The sequence below is a fragment of the Caballeronia calidae genome, from assembly GCF_900044055.2.
Classification (GTDB): Bacteria; Pseudomonadota; Gammaproteobacteria; order Burkholderiales; family Burkholderiaceae; genus Caballeronia; species Caballeronia calidae.
The window spans coordinates 141600-156307 of record NZ_FCOX02000001.1 but is presented as its reverse complement, the minus strand read 5'-3'; the positions used below and the strand labels follow the sequence as shown (position 1 = coordinate 156307).

The window sequence follows — 14708 nt, the reverse complement described above, 5'->3', positions numbered from 1 at the left end:
AATTCAAACAGGCAAACGCAATAATTGGGCCTGCAGTTTCTCGATAGTGGTTCCGTATTCTGCCAGCCTTTTGCGCTCCTGTTCAACGACAGCGGCCGGCGCTTTTGAAACAAAACTTTCATTACCGAGCTTCGCGTTACATTTGGCCATTTCGGCTTTCAGACGGTCGACTTCCTTCGTCAGACGCTCGCGTTCCGCGGCGACATCGATCTCCACCTTCAGGACGAGCTTGCTCGTGCCGACGATCGCGACAGGTGCGCCATGGGCTTCCTTGTCGAGAGCGGCTTCGTCCTCGATGATCTTGACTTCGGACAGACGCGCGAGCGCGGCGACATACGGCGCGAACGCGGAAAGGCGCGCCGCGTCGCCGTGCGCGAGCAACGGCACCTTCACCGCGGGCGACAGATTCATTTCGCCACGCAGATTACGACATGCATCGATGACACTTTTCAGTTCGGCGGCCCACTGTTCCGCGGATTCATCGATTTTTTTCTGTTCGGCGCGCGGGTAGGGCTGGGTCATGATCGATACGTCGCCTTCCTTCGCGCCTTGCGGGAATGCGTCGGTCAGCGGGGCGACCTTCTGCCACAGCGCTTCCGTGATGAACGGAATGACCGGATGCGCGAGACGCAGCACCGTTTCGAGCACGCGCAACAGCGTGCGGCGCGTCGCGGTCTGCTGTTCCGGCGTGCCGGTCTGGATCTGCACCTTCGCGAGTTCGAGATACCAGTCGCAGTATTCGTCCCACACGAACTTGTAGATCGCGCTCGCGACGTTGTCGAAGCGATAGTCCGCGAAGCCCTTCTCGACTTCCGCTTCCGTGCGCTGCAGGAGCGACACGATCCAGCGGTCGGCCTGCGAGAAATCCGTGTAACCGCCGGGACCGCAATCGCCCGGCTTGCACGCGCCGGGATTGGCGAAACCGCAATCGTGGCCTTCGCAGTTCATCAGCACGAAACGCGTGGCGTTCCACAGCTTGTTGCAGAAGTTGCGATAGCCCTCGCAGCGCGCGAGGTCGAAGTTCACGTTGCGGCCGAGCGTGGCCATCGACGCCATCGTGAAGCGCAGCGCGTCCGTGCCGAACGACGGAATGCCATCGGGGAATTCCTTGCGCGTCTTCTTCTCGATCTGCGCGGCGGCCTTCGGGTTCATGAGGCCGGTCGTGCGCTTCGTGACGAGCGATTCGAGATCGATGCCGTCGACGATATCGATCGGATCGAGCGTGTTGCCCTTGCTCTTCGACATCTTCTGGCCTTCGGCGTCGCGCACGAGGCCGTGCACATAGACGGTGTCGAAAGGCACCTTGCCGGTGAAATGCGTGGTCATCATCACCATTCTGGCGACCCAGAAGAAGATGATGTCGAAGCCCGTCACGAGCACGGAGGAGGGCAGGAAGGCCTCAAGCTCCTTCGTCTCGTTCGGCCAGCCGAGCGACGAGAACGGCACGAGCGCGGACGAGAACCACGTGTCGAGCACGTCTTCATCGCGCTTCAGTGCGCCCTTGTAGCCTTGCGCGTCGGCGTCGGCGCGGGCTTCCTCTTCCGTCTTCGCGACGAAGATCTCGCCGTTCTCGCCGTACCACGCGGGAATCTGGTGGCCCCACCACAACTGACGCGAGATGCACCAGTCCTGGATGTTCTCGAGCCATTGATAGTACGTGGTCGTCCAGTTCTCCGGCACGAACCTGATCTGGCCGCTCCTCACGACATCGAGCGACGTCTCCGTGATCGACTTGCCCGGATTGAACGTGCCTTCCGGCGCGGGCTTGGTCATCGCGACGAACCACTGGTCGGTCAGCATCGGCTCGATGACGACGTGCGTGCGGTCGCCGCGCGGCACCATCAGCTTGTGCGGCTTGACGGATTCCAGCAGGCCGAGCGCTTCGAGATCTTTCACGACCTGCTTGCGCGCGTCGAAGCGATCCATGCCGCGATACTTCTCGGGCGCGTTGTCGTTGATCTTCGCGTCGAGCGTGAGGATTTCGATCTGCGGGAGCTTGTGGCGCTGGCCGACGGCGTAGTCGTTGAAGTCGTGCGCGGGCGTGACCTTCACGACGCCGGTGCCGAACTCGCGGTCGACGTATTCATCGGCGATGATCGGAATTTCGCGGTCGCACAGCGGCAGCACCACCGTCTTGCCGATGAGATGCTGATAGCGCTCGTCGTCCGGATGCACCATCACGGCGACATCGCCGAGCATGGTTTCCGGACGCGTGGTCGCGACGGTCAGATGGCCCGAGCCCGCAACCGAGCCTTCCGGCAGCGGATATTGAATGTGCCAGAGGTGGCCGTTTTCTTCCTCGCTCACCACTTCGAGGTCCGACACGGCCGTGCCGAGCACCGGGTCCCAGTTCACGAGGCGCTTGCCGCGATAGATGAGCCCTTGCTTGTAGAGCGTGACGAACACGTCGCGCACGGCGGCCGACATCTTGTCGTCCATCGTGAAGTATTCGCGCGACCAGTCGATCGACGCGCCGAGGCGGCGCACCTGATTCGTGATGGTCGAGCCGGACTGCTGCTTCCAGGCCCAGACGCGCTTCAGGAATTCCTCGCGGCCGAGGTCATGGCGCGAGACGCCTTGGGCATCGAGCTGGCGCTCCACGACGATCTGCGTCGCGATGCCCGCGTGGTCCGTGCCCGGCACCCACAGCGTGTTCTCGCCGAGCATGCGGTGATAGCGCGTCAAGCCATCCATGATGGTCTGGTTGAACGCGTGCCCCATGTGCAGCGTGCCGGTGACGTTCGGCGGCGGCAACTGGATGGAGAAATTCTTCGCGCCCTCTTTGAACGTGGGTGCGGACAGCCCGCGCTTTTCCCATTCCGGGCCCCATTGGGACTCGATGTTTTGAGGCTCGAAGCTCTTCGCAAGCGTGTTGTCGCTCATTGTGGAATCTGCCGAAAATTGCGTGAAAAAATGCGGTGGAATCCCCAATTATAAGGTTCCGCAAGGCTGCCCCCACGTTTTCGGCCCTCGGCCGGAAGGCGTAGGCCGAAACGCCGCCATCGGCGCGGTCTTATAATGGTCGGCCCGCCGTTCCAGCCGTTTTTCCGTCGTCTGACTTTTCCATGCCCGACCTGCTCGCGAATCTGAATCCCGAACAACTCGCCGCCGTGACGCTGCCCAACGAGCCCGCGCTCATTCTCGCGGGCGCGGGCAGCGGCAAGACGCGCGTGCTCATCACGCGCATCGCGTGGCTGATCCAGCAGGGCTACGCGTCGCCGCCCACCGTGCTCGCCGTCACCTTCACCAACAAGGCCGCGCGCGAGATGATGGCGCGCCTTTCCGCGCTCCTGCCCATCGACACGCGCGGCATGTGGATCGGCACTTTCCACGGTCTGTGCAACCGCATGCTGCGCGCGCATTACCGCGACGCCGGCCTGTCGCAGACCTTCCAGATTCTCGACACGTCCGACCAGCTTTCGGCCATCAAGCGGCTGATGAAGGGCTTGAACGTCGACGACGAAAAGTATCCGGCGAAGAACCTCCAGTACTTCATCAACAACGCGAAGGAGCAGGGCCTGCGTCCGAAGGACGTCGATGCCACCGACGCGTTCAACCGCAAGTTCGTCGAGCTCTACGAGGCGTACGACCAGCAATGTCAGCGTGAAGGCGTGGTGGATTTTCCGGAGCTGCTGCTGCGCTGCTACGAGCTGCTCGCGCACAATCCGCCGCTGCGCGCGCATTATCAGGCGCGTTTTCGCAATATTCTCGTCGACGAGTTTCAGGACACGAACAAGCTGCAATACGCGTGGCTCAAGCTGCTCGCGGGCGAGCACAACGCGATCTTCGCGGTCGGCGACGATGACCAGTCGATCTACGCGTTCCGCGGCGCGAACGTCGGCAACATGCACGACTTCGAGCGCGAATTCCGCGTGCGCAATCTCATCAAGCTGGAGCAGAACTACCGCTCGCACGGCCATATTCTCGATACCGCGAACTTCCTGATCGCGAACAACTCGCGGCGGCTCGGCAAGAATCTGCGCACCGATGCGGGCCACGGCGAGCCGGTGCGCGTCTACGAGGCCGCGACGGATTCGCAGGAAGCGGGCTGGATCGTCGAGGAAATCAAGGCGCTCATCAATACCGGCATGTCGCGCGGCGAAGTCGCGGTGCTTTATCGCAGCAATGCGCAGTCGCGGACCATCGAGCACACGCTCGTGAACGCGGGCATCCCGTATCGCGTGTATGGCGGACTGCGCTTCTTCGAGCGTCAGGAAGTGAAGCACGCGCTCGCGTATCTGCGCCTGATCGACAACCCGAACGACGACACCGCGTTCGCGCGCGTCGTCAATTTTCCGACGCGGGGCATCGGCGCGCGCTCGATCGAGCAACTGGCCGATGCGGCGCGTCTCTACAACTGTTCGATGGCCGCCGCCGTGCCGTACGTCACGGGCAAGGCGGGCACGAGCCTCGGCGCGTTCGCGACGCTGATCGCGAAGATGCGCGCCGAGACGCAGCAGATGAGCCTGCCGGAAACGGTCGAATACGTCGTGCGCACGAGCGGGCTGGCCGCGTTCTATGAAACCGAGCGCGAAGGACAGGATCGTCTCGAGAACTTGCAGGAACTCGTGAACGCGGCCGCGGCGTTCGTCAGCGAGGAAGGCTACGGCCTCGACACGCCCGCGCGTTCCATCCCGTTGCGTCCGGGCGCGACATCGGCGCCGGAGATCGCGGCGGTGAGCGAGGACGGCGAGATCGAAGTGCTCGATGCGCCAGGCATCGCCGATCCCGCGCAGAATCCCGACACGATGACGCCGCTCGCCGGCTTCCTGTCGCATGCATCGCTCGAAGCCGGCGACAACCAGGCGCAAGCCGGGCAGGACGCCGTGCAACTGATGACCGTGCATGCGGCGAAGGGCCTCGAATTCACCGCGGTGTTCATCACCGGATTGGAAGAGGGCCTGTTTCCGCACGAGAACAGCGCGCAGGAGTCGGACGGGCTGGAAGAAGAGCGGCGGCTCGCGTATGTCGCGATCACGCGCGCGAAAGAGCGGCTCTATCTTTCTTTCGCGCAGAGCCGGATGCTGCACGGTCAGACGCGCTACAACATCCGCTCGCGTTTCTTCGACGAATTGCCCGAAGGTTCGCTCAAGTGGCTCACGCCGAAGATCGAGGCGGGCGCGCGCTGGGGCGGACGCTCGGACAACGCCGGCTGGGGCCGCGACTGGTTCGCGCGCCCGGGACAGGAGCGAGGTGGTTCTTCTTACGGCGGTGGACAGGCGCAGGAGCGCTTGCCGTCGTTCGCGAACGAGCAGCGCGCGGCCGATGCCGGCTTCAAGGTCGGACAGGCCGTGTTCCACACGAAGTTCGGCGAAGGCACGGTGACGGCGCTCGAAGGCTCCGGCGGCGATGCGCGCGCGCAAGTGCGCTTCAAGCGCCACGGCGAAAAGTGGCTCGCGCTCGCGGTCGCGAAGCTGCAGGCCGTCGAATGAACATGAAGCGCCTCGGCATCATGGCGGCGCTGCCGCAGGAGCTCGGCGATCTCATCGCGCAGATGCAGGCGGCGGGCGAGGTCCGCACCGTCACGCTCGGGCGGCGCGAGTATTACGTCGGCGACGCGCACGGCCTGCCGGCGGTCGTCACGCTCGCGCGCATCGGCAAGGTCGCGGCGGCCGCGACCGCGAGCGCGCTCATCCACGTGTTCGAGGCCGATGCCATCGTTTTCACGGGCGTCGCGGGCGGCGTGCGCGCTGACGTTCAAGTGGGCGATGTCGTCGTCGCGGATGCGCTGATGCAGCACGATCTCGATGCTTCCCCGCTCTTTCCGCGCTACGAAGTGCCGCTGCTCGACCGCGCGCGCTTCGATGCCGATCCTGCGCTGTCCGAAGCGCTCGCCGCCGCCGCCGATGCGTTCATCGCGGAAGAGGGCGGCGCGTTGTCGGAGCGTTTCACCGTGGCCGCGCCGCGCGTGCATCGCGGGCTGGTGGTGAGCGGCGACCGCTTCATCGCGAGCCACGATGCGCTCTTCGCGTTGCGCGGCGCCATGCCTGACGCGCTCGCCGTCGAAATGGAAGGCGCGGCCATCGCACAGGTCTGCTACGAGCACGGCGTGCCGTGCGCGGTCGTGCGAACCATTTCCGATACGGCGGATGCCGCCGCGCCCGCATCGTTCGCCGAATTCCTGACTTCCATCGCCGCGACTTATTCCTCGGGCATTTTGTCGCGCTTTCTGCGCGCCGTCGGCTGATTCAGCACTGAATCCCACGCGCGGCGGGCTTTCCCGCCGTGCCGTCCATCGTCGAAGTCCCCGCTTGTAGTTGAGAATAATTCTCAATACAATGGCCCGCACACCTGGAACAAAACAGGAGGCCCGAGGACATGACCAAGGATTTCACCGCCATCGGTACGACGACCGCCGGGCGCCCGGCATGCGCCGCGAGCGGACGAGGCGAAACGCGCGCGATTTCCGCGAACGCCGCGAAGGTTATCGAAACCACACGCCGCGCCTGGAGCGAGTCGACGGCCCAAGCGCCGAAAGAGGCGGTGCGCCGTCCGCCGCGCGCATCGCAACCGAAAAAACGCGTCGTGCCGCGGCGTTCGCGCTGGCCATCGCTCGTCGCCGCGCTGAATTACTGGAGCCCGAAACCGCTGTGAACGCCGCCGATTCCTCTTCGACATCCATGATGCCTTCCTCGCTCGCGCTCGACGCGCGCCTCTTCGATGCAAGCCGTTTCCCGCTCGTGCGCGTGCGCCCGCGCGCCGTGAAGCCCGGCTACGCGTTCGCGTGGAGCGCGCAGATGCATCGCCTCATGTCGCTCGCGACGCCCTTCGTGCTGGTCGCCGATCACGACGCAAACGAAACCGCCGACGATACCCGCCTGCGCGCCGCGTGGATGCGCACGCATCGCGCGATGCTGGCCGCGTATTGCCGCGGTCTGATCGTGATCGAGCCGCGCATCGAGGCGCGCGCGACGACGCGCGAGACGCTCCGCGCGCTGACCGAAGGCAGCGGGCTGCGCACGGTCGTCGTGTCGAGCATGCGGGTGGCGGGCGAGCTCGCGCCGGTGCTGCTGAAGCATTCGGCGTCCGGGGCCGCGCCCGTTCCCGCGACGCGCAGCCGCGCCATCTGAACCGTCCGACCGATCAGGGCGCGCCCGGTCTAGCAGGGGGTCGACGGCTGCTCTATCCTGTGGGGCCAACGCCGCTTTGCAGAGGACGCGCATGCCGACTTACCGAGAAGCGTATCGCCGGTCGATCGAAGAGCCCGAGGCGTTCTGGGCCGAACAGGCCCGGCGCATCCACTGGCAGACGCCGTTCGATCAGGTGCTCGACGCCAGCAAGCCGCCGTTCGCGCGCTGGTTCACCGGCGGCAGGACGAACCTGTGTCATAACGCGGTCGATCGTCATCTCGCGTCGCGCGCGCAACAGGACGCGCTCGTCTATGTATCGACGGAAACGGGCATCGAGCGCCGCTTCACCTACGCCGAGCTGCATGCGGAAGTGAACCGCATGGCGGCCGTCATGCGCTCGCTGCACGTGAAGAAGGGCGACCGCGTGCTCATTTATCTGCCGATGATCCCCGAAGCGCTCTTCGCGATGCTCGCGTGCGCGCGCATCGGCGCGATCCATTCGGTCGTCTTCGGCGGCTTCGCGGCGCCGAATCTCGCGGCGCGCATCGACGATGCCGAGCCCGCGCTCATCGTTACCGCCGACGCCGGCGCGCGTGCGGGCAAGGTGATCGACTACACGCCGCTCGTCGATGAAGCCTTGTCGCGCGCCGACTACAAGGTGCCGCAAGTGCTGCTGATCGACCGGCAGCTCGCGCCCGAGCGTCTTCAGGCGAGTTATCTCGTCGCCTACGAGCCGCTGCGCGAACAGTTTTTCGATGCCCACGTGCCCTGCGAATGGCTCGAATCGAACGAGCCTTCCTACATTCTCTACACGTCCGGCACGACGGGCAGGCCGAAGGGCGTGCAGCGCGATGTCGGCGGTTATGCGGTGGCGCTGGCCGCATCGATGGAGCACATCTTTCAGGGCGCGCCCGGCGACACGATGTTCACCGCATCGGATGTCGGCTGGGTCGTGGGGCACAGCTACATCATTTACGCGCCGTTGATCGCGGGACTGACCACCGTGATGTACGAAGGCACGCCGATCCGTCCCGATGGCGGCATCTGGTGGCGACTCGTCGAGCACTACAAGATCAACCTGATGTTTACCGCGCCGACCGCGATCCGCGTGCTCAAGAAGCAGGATCCCGCGTTGATGGAGAAATACGATCTGGCGAGCCTGCGCACGCTTTTTCTCGCGGGCGAGCCGCTCGACGAGCCGACCGCGCAGTGGATCCAGAGCGCGCTGAAGAAGCCCGTCATCGACAATTACTGGCAGACGGAAACCGGCTGGCCGATGATCGCGATTCCGCGCGGCATCGAAGAGCTGCCGTCGAAGCTCGGCTCGCCCGGCGTGCCGTCGATGGGCTTCGATCTCAAGCTGCGCAACGAGACGACGGGCGACGAGTGCGCGCCGGGCGAGAAGGGCGTCGTCACGCTGGGCTATCCGCTTCCGCCGGGCTGCATGCAGACCGTGTGGCGCGATGACCAACGCTTCGTCGATACCTACTGGAAGAGCGTGCCGGATCAGGACGTCTATTCGACCTTCGACTGGGGCGTGCAGGACGAAGACGGCTATGTGTCGATCCTCGGCCGCACCGATGACGTGATCAATGTCGCGGGACATCGGCTCGGGACGCGCGAGATCGAGGAAGCGCTGTCCGCGCATCCGGCGGTGGCGGAGGTGGCGGTCGTTGGCATCGCGGATGCGGTGAAGGGGCAGGCCGCGGCGGCGTTCGTCGTGCTGCGCGACGCAGACCGCATCAATGCGCCGGGCGCGCGCGAGGGCATGGAAGCGGAGCTGTGTCACGCGGTGGATTCGCAGCTCGGGGCGATCGCGCGTCCGGCGCGCGTGCATTTCGTGACGATGCTGCCGAAGACGCGCTCAGGCAAGCTGCTGCGGCGCGCGATCGCGGCGCTGGCGGAAGGGCGCGATCCGGGCGAGCTGCCGACGATCGAGGACCCGGGCGCGTTGATGCAGGTGAGGGAGGCGTTGGGCGCGAAGTGATCGCCATTCGCGTTGCGCTCTGAGCGCGCGTGCTCGGAACACGGCGTCCTGCGGCGCATCCGATAGAGCCGATCTCGTCGCGCGGCGCAGGGCGCAAAAAAACCCGGCATGTGTCGAAACACGATGCCGGGTGCATTCTCGAAACCCGAACGGCCTCAGGCCTTCGCAGTCGCCTCGTGTGTCTTCGGCAACAGCACCGCCAGCACGCCGAGCAGCGGCAGGAACGCGCAGACCTTGTACACGTAGTCGATGCTGGTCGCGTCCGCGACATGCCCGAGCACTGCCGCACCGACACCGCCCATCCCGAACGCGAAGCCGAAGAACAGCCCCGCGACCATCCCGACCTTGCCGGGAATCAGCTCTTGCGCGTACACGAGAATCGCCGAAAACGCCGACGCCAGCACGAGCCCGATGATCACCGACAGCACGCCCGTCCAGAACAGATTCGCATAAGGCATCAGCAGCGTGAACGGCGCGACGCCGAGAATCGACACCCAGATCACCGCCTTGCGCCCGACCTTGTCGCCGACCGGCCCGCCGATGATCGTGCCCGCGGCCACCGCCGCGAGAAACACGAACAGGTGAATCTGCGCCGCCTGCACCGACACGCCGAACTTGCTGATCAGATAGAACGTGAAGTAGCTCGTGATGCTCGCGAGATAGAAGTACTTCGAGAACACGAGCAGCACGAGCACGCTCATCGCCATGATGACCTTGTTGCGCGGCAGCGTGGCGTGCGCGACTTGCGCGCGGCCTTTCTTCGTCGCCGGATGGCGCTTGTACCAGCGGCCGATGTTCGCCAGCACGAACATGGCGACGAGCGCGGCAGCCGAGAACCACGCGATGCTCTTCTGGCCGTGCGGAATCACGATCAGCGCGGCGAGCAGCGGCCCGAGCGACGAGCCCGCGTTGCCGCCCACCTGAAACAGCGATTGCGCGAGGCCATGCTTGCCGCCCGACGCCATGCGCGCGACCCGCGACGATTCCGGATGAAACACCGACGATCCGCAGCCGACCAGCGCCGCCGCGATGAGCAGCGTGCCGAAGTTGCCCGCGACCGACATCAGCAGGAGGCCCGACAGCGTGAAGCCCATGCCGACGGGAAGCGAATAAGGCTTCGGATGCTTGTCGGTATATAGCCCGACGAGCGGCTGCAACAGCGAAGCCGTGATTTGATAGGTCAGCGTGATCAGGCCGATCTGTCCGAAGGAGAGCGCGAACTCGCTCTTGAACATCGGGTAGATCGCGAGGATCAGCGACTGGATCATGTCGTTCAGCAGATGCGAGAAGCTGATCGCGCCGAGAACGGAATAAACGGTGCGTTGCGTGGCCGTGCTCGCGGAACCTGCGGCGGAAGAAGCGCCGGCGGCTGTGCCGGAAGGCGACAGAGCGCCCTTGTCGATGCTCGTTTGCATAATGAATGGCTGGTGAAAACGGAAAGCGTCTCGGTTTTTGATTTTCTCAGCGCACGCTGCGACATTTATGCGCAGACTGAATTTCTGACAAGTGTAGGCTGTCCGTGTCGCGTTGTCATGACAAGGTTTGTCGCGAATCGGACAGGATGACTGCCTCTGGCAACCGTTATTTCGTCTTACGCAACGATTTTTGGCCTGTTATAAGAAACGCCGGCGGGCGAACGCATGTTCGCTTTCCGATAAAAAAGGCTCAAGAAAACCGGCCAACCTGCCGTAACTCACGGTGGGGACCAGACCAGGACACGCCACACAATGGCCAAGTCCGCAGATCAAATCGGGGATCGATCGATGAAACTGTTTTCGCTGCGCGGCGCACAGGACGCGGGCTTCATGGCGCACACCGGGGCCGCGTCGGCTGAAGAACGGACGCGCGAGGGCATCACGGCGAAGCGCGCGCTGTCCGTCAAGGCGTCGCTCAGACTGGCGTTCGGGCTCGTGCTGGCCGGCACGCTTGCCATCGGCGCGATTTCGCTCACGCAGATCAGCCGTCTGAACGGCGCGACCGAATCCATCTACACGCAGGGCTATGTCGCGAGCCGCGCGGCGGAGGAAACGCGCGGCTATCTGCTGCGCGCGAGCCGCTCGCAGAAGATGCTGCTGACCGCGACCACCGCGAAGGAGCGCGACGATCTCGGCGCGCAGATCGAGCAGTCGCTCGCGGATATCGGCCGTGAGCAGGCGCAGCTCGCGCAATACATCGATCACGCGGACAAGGACGCGCTCGCTCAGCAGAAAAGCTTCGCGAGCGCGCTGGCAAAGTGGAGCGATAACGTGCGCACCTTCGTCAAGCTCGTGAAGGAGCAGCCGCTCGATCTCTCGCAGATGAACTGGCAGGTGGGCACGCAGGACGTGTCGCTGCTCGTCGAGACGGGCAAGCTCGAAAAGACGGTCGACGATCTCGTCGCACGCCGTGGCGCCGCCGCGAAGGCCACGATCGATTCCGCGGCGTTCATCTTCCATTCGTCGTTCGTGATGGTGTCCGCGCTGACGCTCGCGCTGTTCGCGCTCGCGATCGTCGTCTCGGAATGGGTCGTGCGGCGCCTCGCGGGCCAGCTCGGCGGCGAGCCCGGCTATGCCAAGGACATCGCGCGGCGCATCGCATCGGGCGATCTCGGCTATCCGATCCGGCTCAAGCGTCGCGACGACGCTTCCATGCTCCACGCGCTTTCGGAAATGCAGGCGGGGCTGTCGTCCACCGTGGGCGATATCGCGGCCAGTGCCGAAGCGATCGCATCGGCATCGAGCGAAATTTCGACGGGCAACGTCGACCTGTCGCGCCGCACCGAAGAGCAGGCGGTCGCGCTGGAAAAGACCGCGGCCAGCATGGAGCAGCTCACGTCCACCGTGCGCCAGAACGCCGACAACGCGAAGCAGGCGAGCACGCTCGCCGCCAATGCATCGGAGATCGCGGAGAAGGGCGGCGCGGTGGTGAGCCGCGTCGTCGAGACGATGCAGCGCATCGATGCGAGCGCGAAGAGCATCGGCGACATCATCGGCGTGATCGAGGGCATCGCGTTCCAGACCAACATCCTCGCGCTCAACGCGGCCGTCGAGGCGGCGCGCGCGGGCGAGCAGGGGCGCGGCTTCGCGGTCGTCGCGGGCGAAGTGCGCAGTCTCGCGCAGCGCTCGTCGTCGGCGGCGAAGGAGATCAAGGGATTGATCGACACGTCGGTGTCGCGCGTATCCGACGGCTCGACCTACGCGCAGGAAGCCGGCGCGACGATGGAGGAAGTCGTGAAGGCCGTGCGCCGCGTGACCGACATCATGGGCGAGATTTCGGCGGCATCGGCCGAGCAGAAGACAGGCATCGAGTCGATCGGCGAGGCCGTCACGAAGATGGACGCGAGCACGCAGCAGAACGCCGCGCTCGTCGAAGAGGCCGCCGCCGCCGCGCAATCGCTCGACGATCAGGCGCGCGCGCTGAAGTCGCTCGTCGGGAAATTCCAGTTGGCCTGAGCGAAGACATCGAGATAGAATCGCGGACGGGCGCGGCAGGGCGCCCGTTCTCGCGAAAGTCCTACGCACCTGCCTTCAGTGCATCGAGCAGCACATCCAATCTGGATCGAACCGCAACGTCGAACCTTTTCAGCCGCAGCGAGAACGGCGCATTAAAAGGAACAACGTCATGTGGTCTACATCCTGTCCAATCTCTTCTTCCGTTTCCAATAGCGACTATCTGCGCGAGCATGCGCGGCGTCTGCTTCGTCACGCCCGCGACGGCGACACGAGCGCGTCCATGCCCGTCCTGCGCCGCCTGCTTGCCGCGAAGGTCACGCGCGCCGAACGTCTCGCCGATCTCCACGCGATCCGCGACGGCCTGCAACTGAAGCATCTGCTCGCGATGCTCGCCGCCGAACTCGGCTACGCGAGCTGGGACGCGTGCAAGCCCGATATCGACACGCGACCGGTTGCGGCGATCGACCGCTACCGGCTCGATGCGGGCGCGTTCAACGATTTCGAAAAGAACTGGTTTGCGAACGAGGCGGACGCGCTCGACTGGCAGCGCGGGCACGGCGGCTATATCGTGCGATACGGCGAGCAGGCCGTGGCGATCCTGAAGCGGGAATGAGAGAAGCGTGACGCGCGCAGGAAGGAAGCCGGTCAGATCAGCTCGACTTCCTTCCAGTTCGCGCTAAGGAAAAAACGGCTGAGTTCCTTGGTGAGATCGTTCAGCGCGCTCATCTCGGGCGCCGAGATCTTGCGCACGTGCTGCGGCGAAGTCCAGTCGCCGTAGATGAGCGCGACGGTCGTATCGTTCGATTTCACCGGCAGGAGCACGAAGGCCTGCGCCTCGCCGAGGGTGTCCTTGTACCAGCGCGGCAGGCGCGCATCGATGCGCGCGTCGCGCGCGTTCTCGATGAAAATGCCCACCGGATTCGTGATCGCGAGATGAAAGACGTCGGGCCGGAACTCGGCGGAGAAGCGCAGTTGCGACAGCACCGGCTCGACGCCCGCGCCGAGGCCGAGACGCGCGTGGAATTCGTTATTGGCCTGGCGCACGAACACCACGGTGCGCGACAGATGCAGGCTCGCGAGTATCGACTCGGATGCGAGCGAAAGCGCCGGCGCCAGCGCATTCTTCGACGGCAGCGAGCGCAAGTCCGCGACGCTCGCGTCAATGCGCGCCTGTGCCGATACGTTCGCGCGCGCCATGGCATCGGCGTTCGCCTGCAGCTCGGAGATCTCGCGGATCACGCCGTCGCTCGCTTCCTCGTTCGCGAGCGCGAGGCTCATCGACGTGAGCGTGTCGGCGTCGGTGTTGAGCGCGCCGCTGTAGCGGTTGGCGATGTCGAAGAGCGTCGACTCGCGGCCCTCCGTGGCCGCGCTCTGCGCGGTGAGCGCGTCGGCGACTTCGGTCGAATAGTTGGAGATGGCGCGCAGCCAGCGCACGTGCTTCGGCACGGTTTCGTCGACGGGCGCGTTCGGGTCGGTGGCGCGCATGCCTTCGCGGATGGTCTCGGGCAGACGCCAGCGGTCCGCCGCTTCGAGGCCGATTTCGTCGAAGGTCACGCCGAGCAGCGCGGCGCACGCGGCGCTGTCCGGAATGTTTTCCGACGCGGCCTTGCGCCGCAGCTGATCCCACTCGTGCTCGAGATAGAACGCGACGAGCAGCTTGCCGATCTGCCGCATCAGCGTGCAGACGACCGCCTCTTCGGCGGAACGCAGATCCTTGTGTTCGGTGAGCTGGCGAGCGACCGCGCCGGAGAGCAGGGTGCGGTTGAGTTCGAGCTTCGCGTCGATGCGGCGCGGCGCGCTCTGATGAAAGTGATCGACGAGCTTGAGACCGACGACGAGATGGCCCACCGCATCCATGCCGAGCACCATCAACGCGCGCGTGACCGTGGTGATATTGCCGCCGAACGCGATGTACATCGCCGAATTGGCGAGGCGCAGCACCTTCTGCGTGAGGCCGACGTCCGACAGCACGACTTGCACGAGGGACGTGAAGTCGAGGTCGTCATCGCTCATCGCGGACACGGTCGTGCGCAGCGCCTGGGAGAGCATGGGGAAGTCCCCGCGCTCGCTCATGCGCGACCACAACTTGTCCAGTAGTTCGGCCTTGGTGCGTGCCATTGCTAATAATAAGAACCCGTTCGAATGCGCGACGGCTAACCGAGGCGGCCCAGCAAATCAATCCAGCGCCCCAACAACGAAATGTACACGTTATTAGGGAGT

At 64.9% G+C, this 14708-nt stretch carries 10 protein-coding genes; 7 read left to right on the top strand and 3 right to left on the bottom strand.

Annotated elements, in window-relative coordinates:
- Positions 1 to 3: 3 nt before the first annotated feature.
- Complete coding sequence (locus AWB78_RS00735; RefSeq protein ID WP_062601439.1) at positions 4 to 2883, bottom strand: valine--tRNA ligase; 2880 nt, start codon at positions 2881 to 2883, stop codon at positions 4 to 6.
- A gap of 182 nt (positions 2884 to 3065) precedes the next feature.
- On the opposite strand from AWB78_RS00735, the gene AWB78_RS00730 reads away from it, so the two are divergent.
- The 5 genes from AWB78_RS00730 (at position 3066) to AWB78_RS00710 (ending at position 9057) form a co-directional block, all read left to right on the top strand.
- Positions 3066 to 5432, top strand: a complete 2367-nt coding sequence (locus AWB78_RS00730) for a UvrD-helicase domain-containing protein (protein WP_062601438.1) — start codon at positions 3066 to 3068, stop codon at positions 5430 to 5432.
- A 2-nt stretch (positions 5433 to 5434) separates the two neighbouring features.
- Complete coding sequence (locus AWB78_RS00725) at positions 5435 to 6187, top strand: 5'-methylthioadenosine/adenosylhomocysteine nucleosidase (protein WP_074173368.1); 753 nt, start codon at positions 5435 to 5437, stop codon at positions 6185 to 6187.
- Between the two features lie 131 nt (positions 6188 to 6318).
- Complete coding sequence (locus AWB78_RS00720; RefSeq protein ID WP_062601436.1) at positions 6319 to 6594, top strand: hypothetical protein; 276 nt, start codon at positions 6319 to 6321, stop codon at positions 6592 to 6594.
- A gap of 26 nt (positions 6595 to 6620) precedes the next feature.
- Positions 6621 to 7070, top strand: a complete 450-nt coding sequence (locus tag AWB78_RS00715) for a hypothetical protein (protein WP_232477580.1) — start codon at positions 6621 to 6623, stop codon at positions 7068 to 7070.
- Between the two features lie 91 nt (positions 7071 to 7161).
- Positions 7162 to 9057: a propionate--CoA ligase gene (locus tag AWB78_RS00710; protein ID WP_062601434.1), complete on the top strand. Its 1896-nt coding sequence runs from the start codon at positions 7162 to 7164 to the stop codon at positions 9055 to 9057.
- A 155-nt stretch (positions 9058 to 9212) separates the two neighbouring features.
- Here AWB78_RS00710 and AWB78_RS00705 read toward each other — a convergent pair whose 3' ends face one another.
- Complete coding sequence (locus AWB78_RS00705) at positions 9213 to 10472, bottom strand: MFS transporter (protein WP_062601433.1); 1260 nt, start codon at positions 10470 to 10472, stop codon at positions 9213 to 9215.
- A 348-nt stretch (positions 10473 to 10820) separates the two neighbouring features.
- Between AWB78_RS00705 and AWB78_RS00700 the strand changes: the two genes are divergently transcribed.
- A complete protein-coding gene (locus AWB78_RS00700) occupies positions 10821 to 12488 on the top strand; it encodes a methyl-accepting chemotaxis protein (protein ID WP_082883212.1) in 1668 nt (555 codons plus the stop codon).
- 169 nt (positions 12489 to 12657) lie between these two features.
- A complete protein-coding gene (locus AWB78_RS00695; RefSeq protein WP_062601432.1) occupies positions 12658 to 13101 on the top strand; it encodes a hypothetical protein in 444 nt (147 codons plus the stop codon).
- A 32-nt stretch (positions 13102 to 13133) separates the two neighbouring features.
- Here AWB78_RS00695 and AWB78_RS00690 read toward each other — a convergent pair whose 3' ends face one another.
- Positions 13134 to 14606: an HDOD domain-containing protein gene (locus AWB78_RS00690; protein WP_062601431.1), complete on the bottom strand. Its 1473-nt coding sequence runs from the start codon at positions 14604 to 14606 to the stop codon at positions 13134 to 13136.
- Between the last annotated feature and the right edge of the window lie 102 nt (positions 14607 to 14708).

What these genes read in the sequence shown, in the direction of transcription:
- AWB78_RS00715 (WP_232477580.1), top strand. Translation starts at nt 6,621, where the DNA reads ATGATGCCTTCCTCGCTCGCGCTCGACGCGCGCCTCTTCGATGCAAGC.
- AWB78_RS00730 (WP_062601438.1), top strand. Translation starts at nt 3,066, where the DNA reads ATGCCCGACCTGCTCGCGAATCTGAATCCCGAACAACTCGCCGCCGTG.
- AWB78_RS00720 (WP_062601436.1), top strand. Translation starts at nt 6,319, where the DNA reads ATGACCAAGGATTTCACCGCCATCGGTACGACGACCGCCGGGCGCCCG.
- AWB78_RS00705 (WP_062601433.1), bottom strand. Translation starts at nt 10,472, where the DNA reads ATGCAAACGAGCATCGACAAGGGCGCTCTGTCGCCTTCCGGCACAGCC.
- AWB78_RS00710 (WP_062601434.1), top strand. Translation starts at nt 7,162, where the DNA reads ATGCCGACTTACCGAGAAGCGTATCGCCGGTCGATCGAAGAGCCCGAG.
- AWB78_RS00735 (WP_062601439.1), bottom strand. Translation starts at nt 2,883, where the DNA reads ATGAGCGACAACACGCTTGCGAAGAGCTTCGAGCCTCAAAACATCGAG.
- AWB78_RS00725 (WP_074173368.1), top strand. Translation starts at nt 5,435, where the DNA reads ATGAAGCGCCTCGGCATCATGGCGGCGCTGCCGCAGGAGCTCGGCGAT.
- AWB78_RS00700 (WP_082883212.1), top strand. Translation starts at nt 10,821, where the DNA reads ATGAAACTGTTTTCGCTGCGCGGCGCACAGGACGCGGGCTTCATGGCG.
- AWB78_RS00690 (WP_062601431.1), bottom strand. Translation starts at nt 14,606, where the DNA reads ATGGCACGCACCAAGGCCGAACTACTGGACAAGTTGTGGTCGCGCATG.
- AWB78_RS00695 (WP_062601432.1), top strand. Translation starts at nt 12,658, where the DNA reads ATGTGGTCTACATCCTGTCCAATCTCTTCTTCCGTTTCCAATAGCGAC.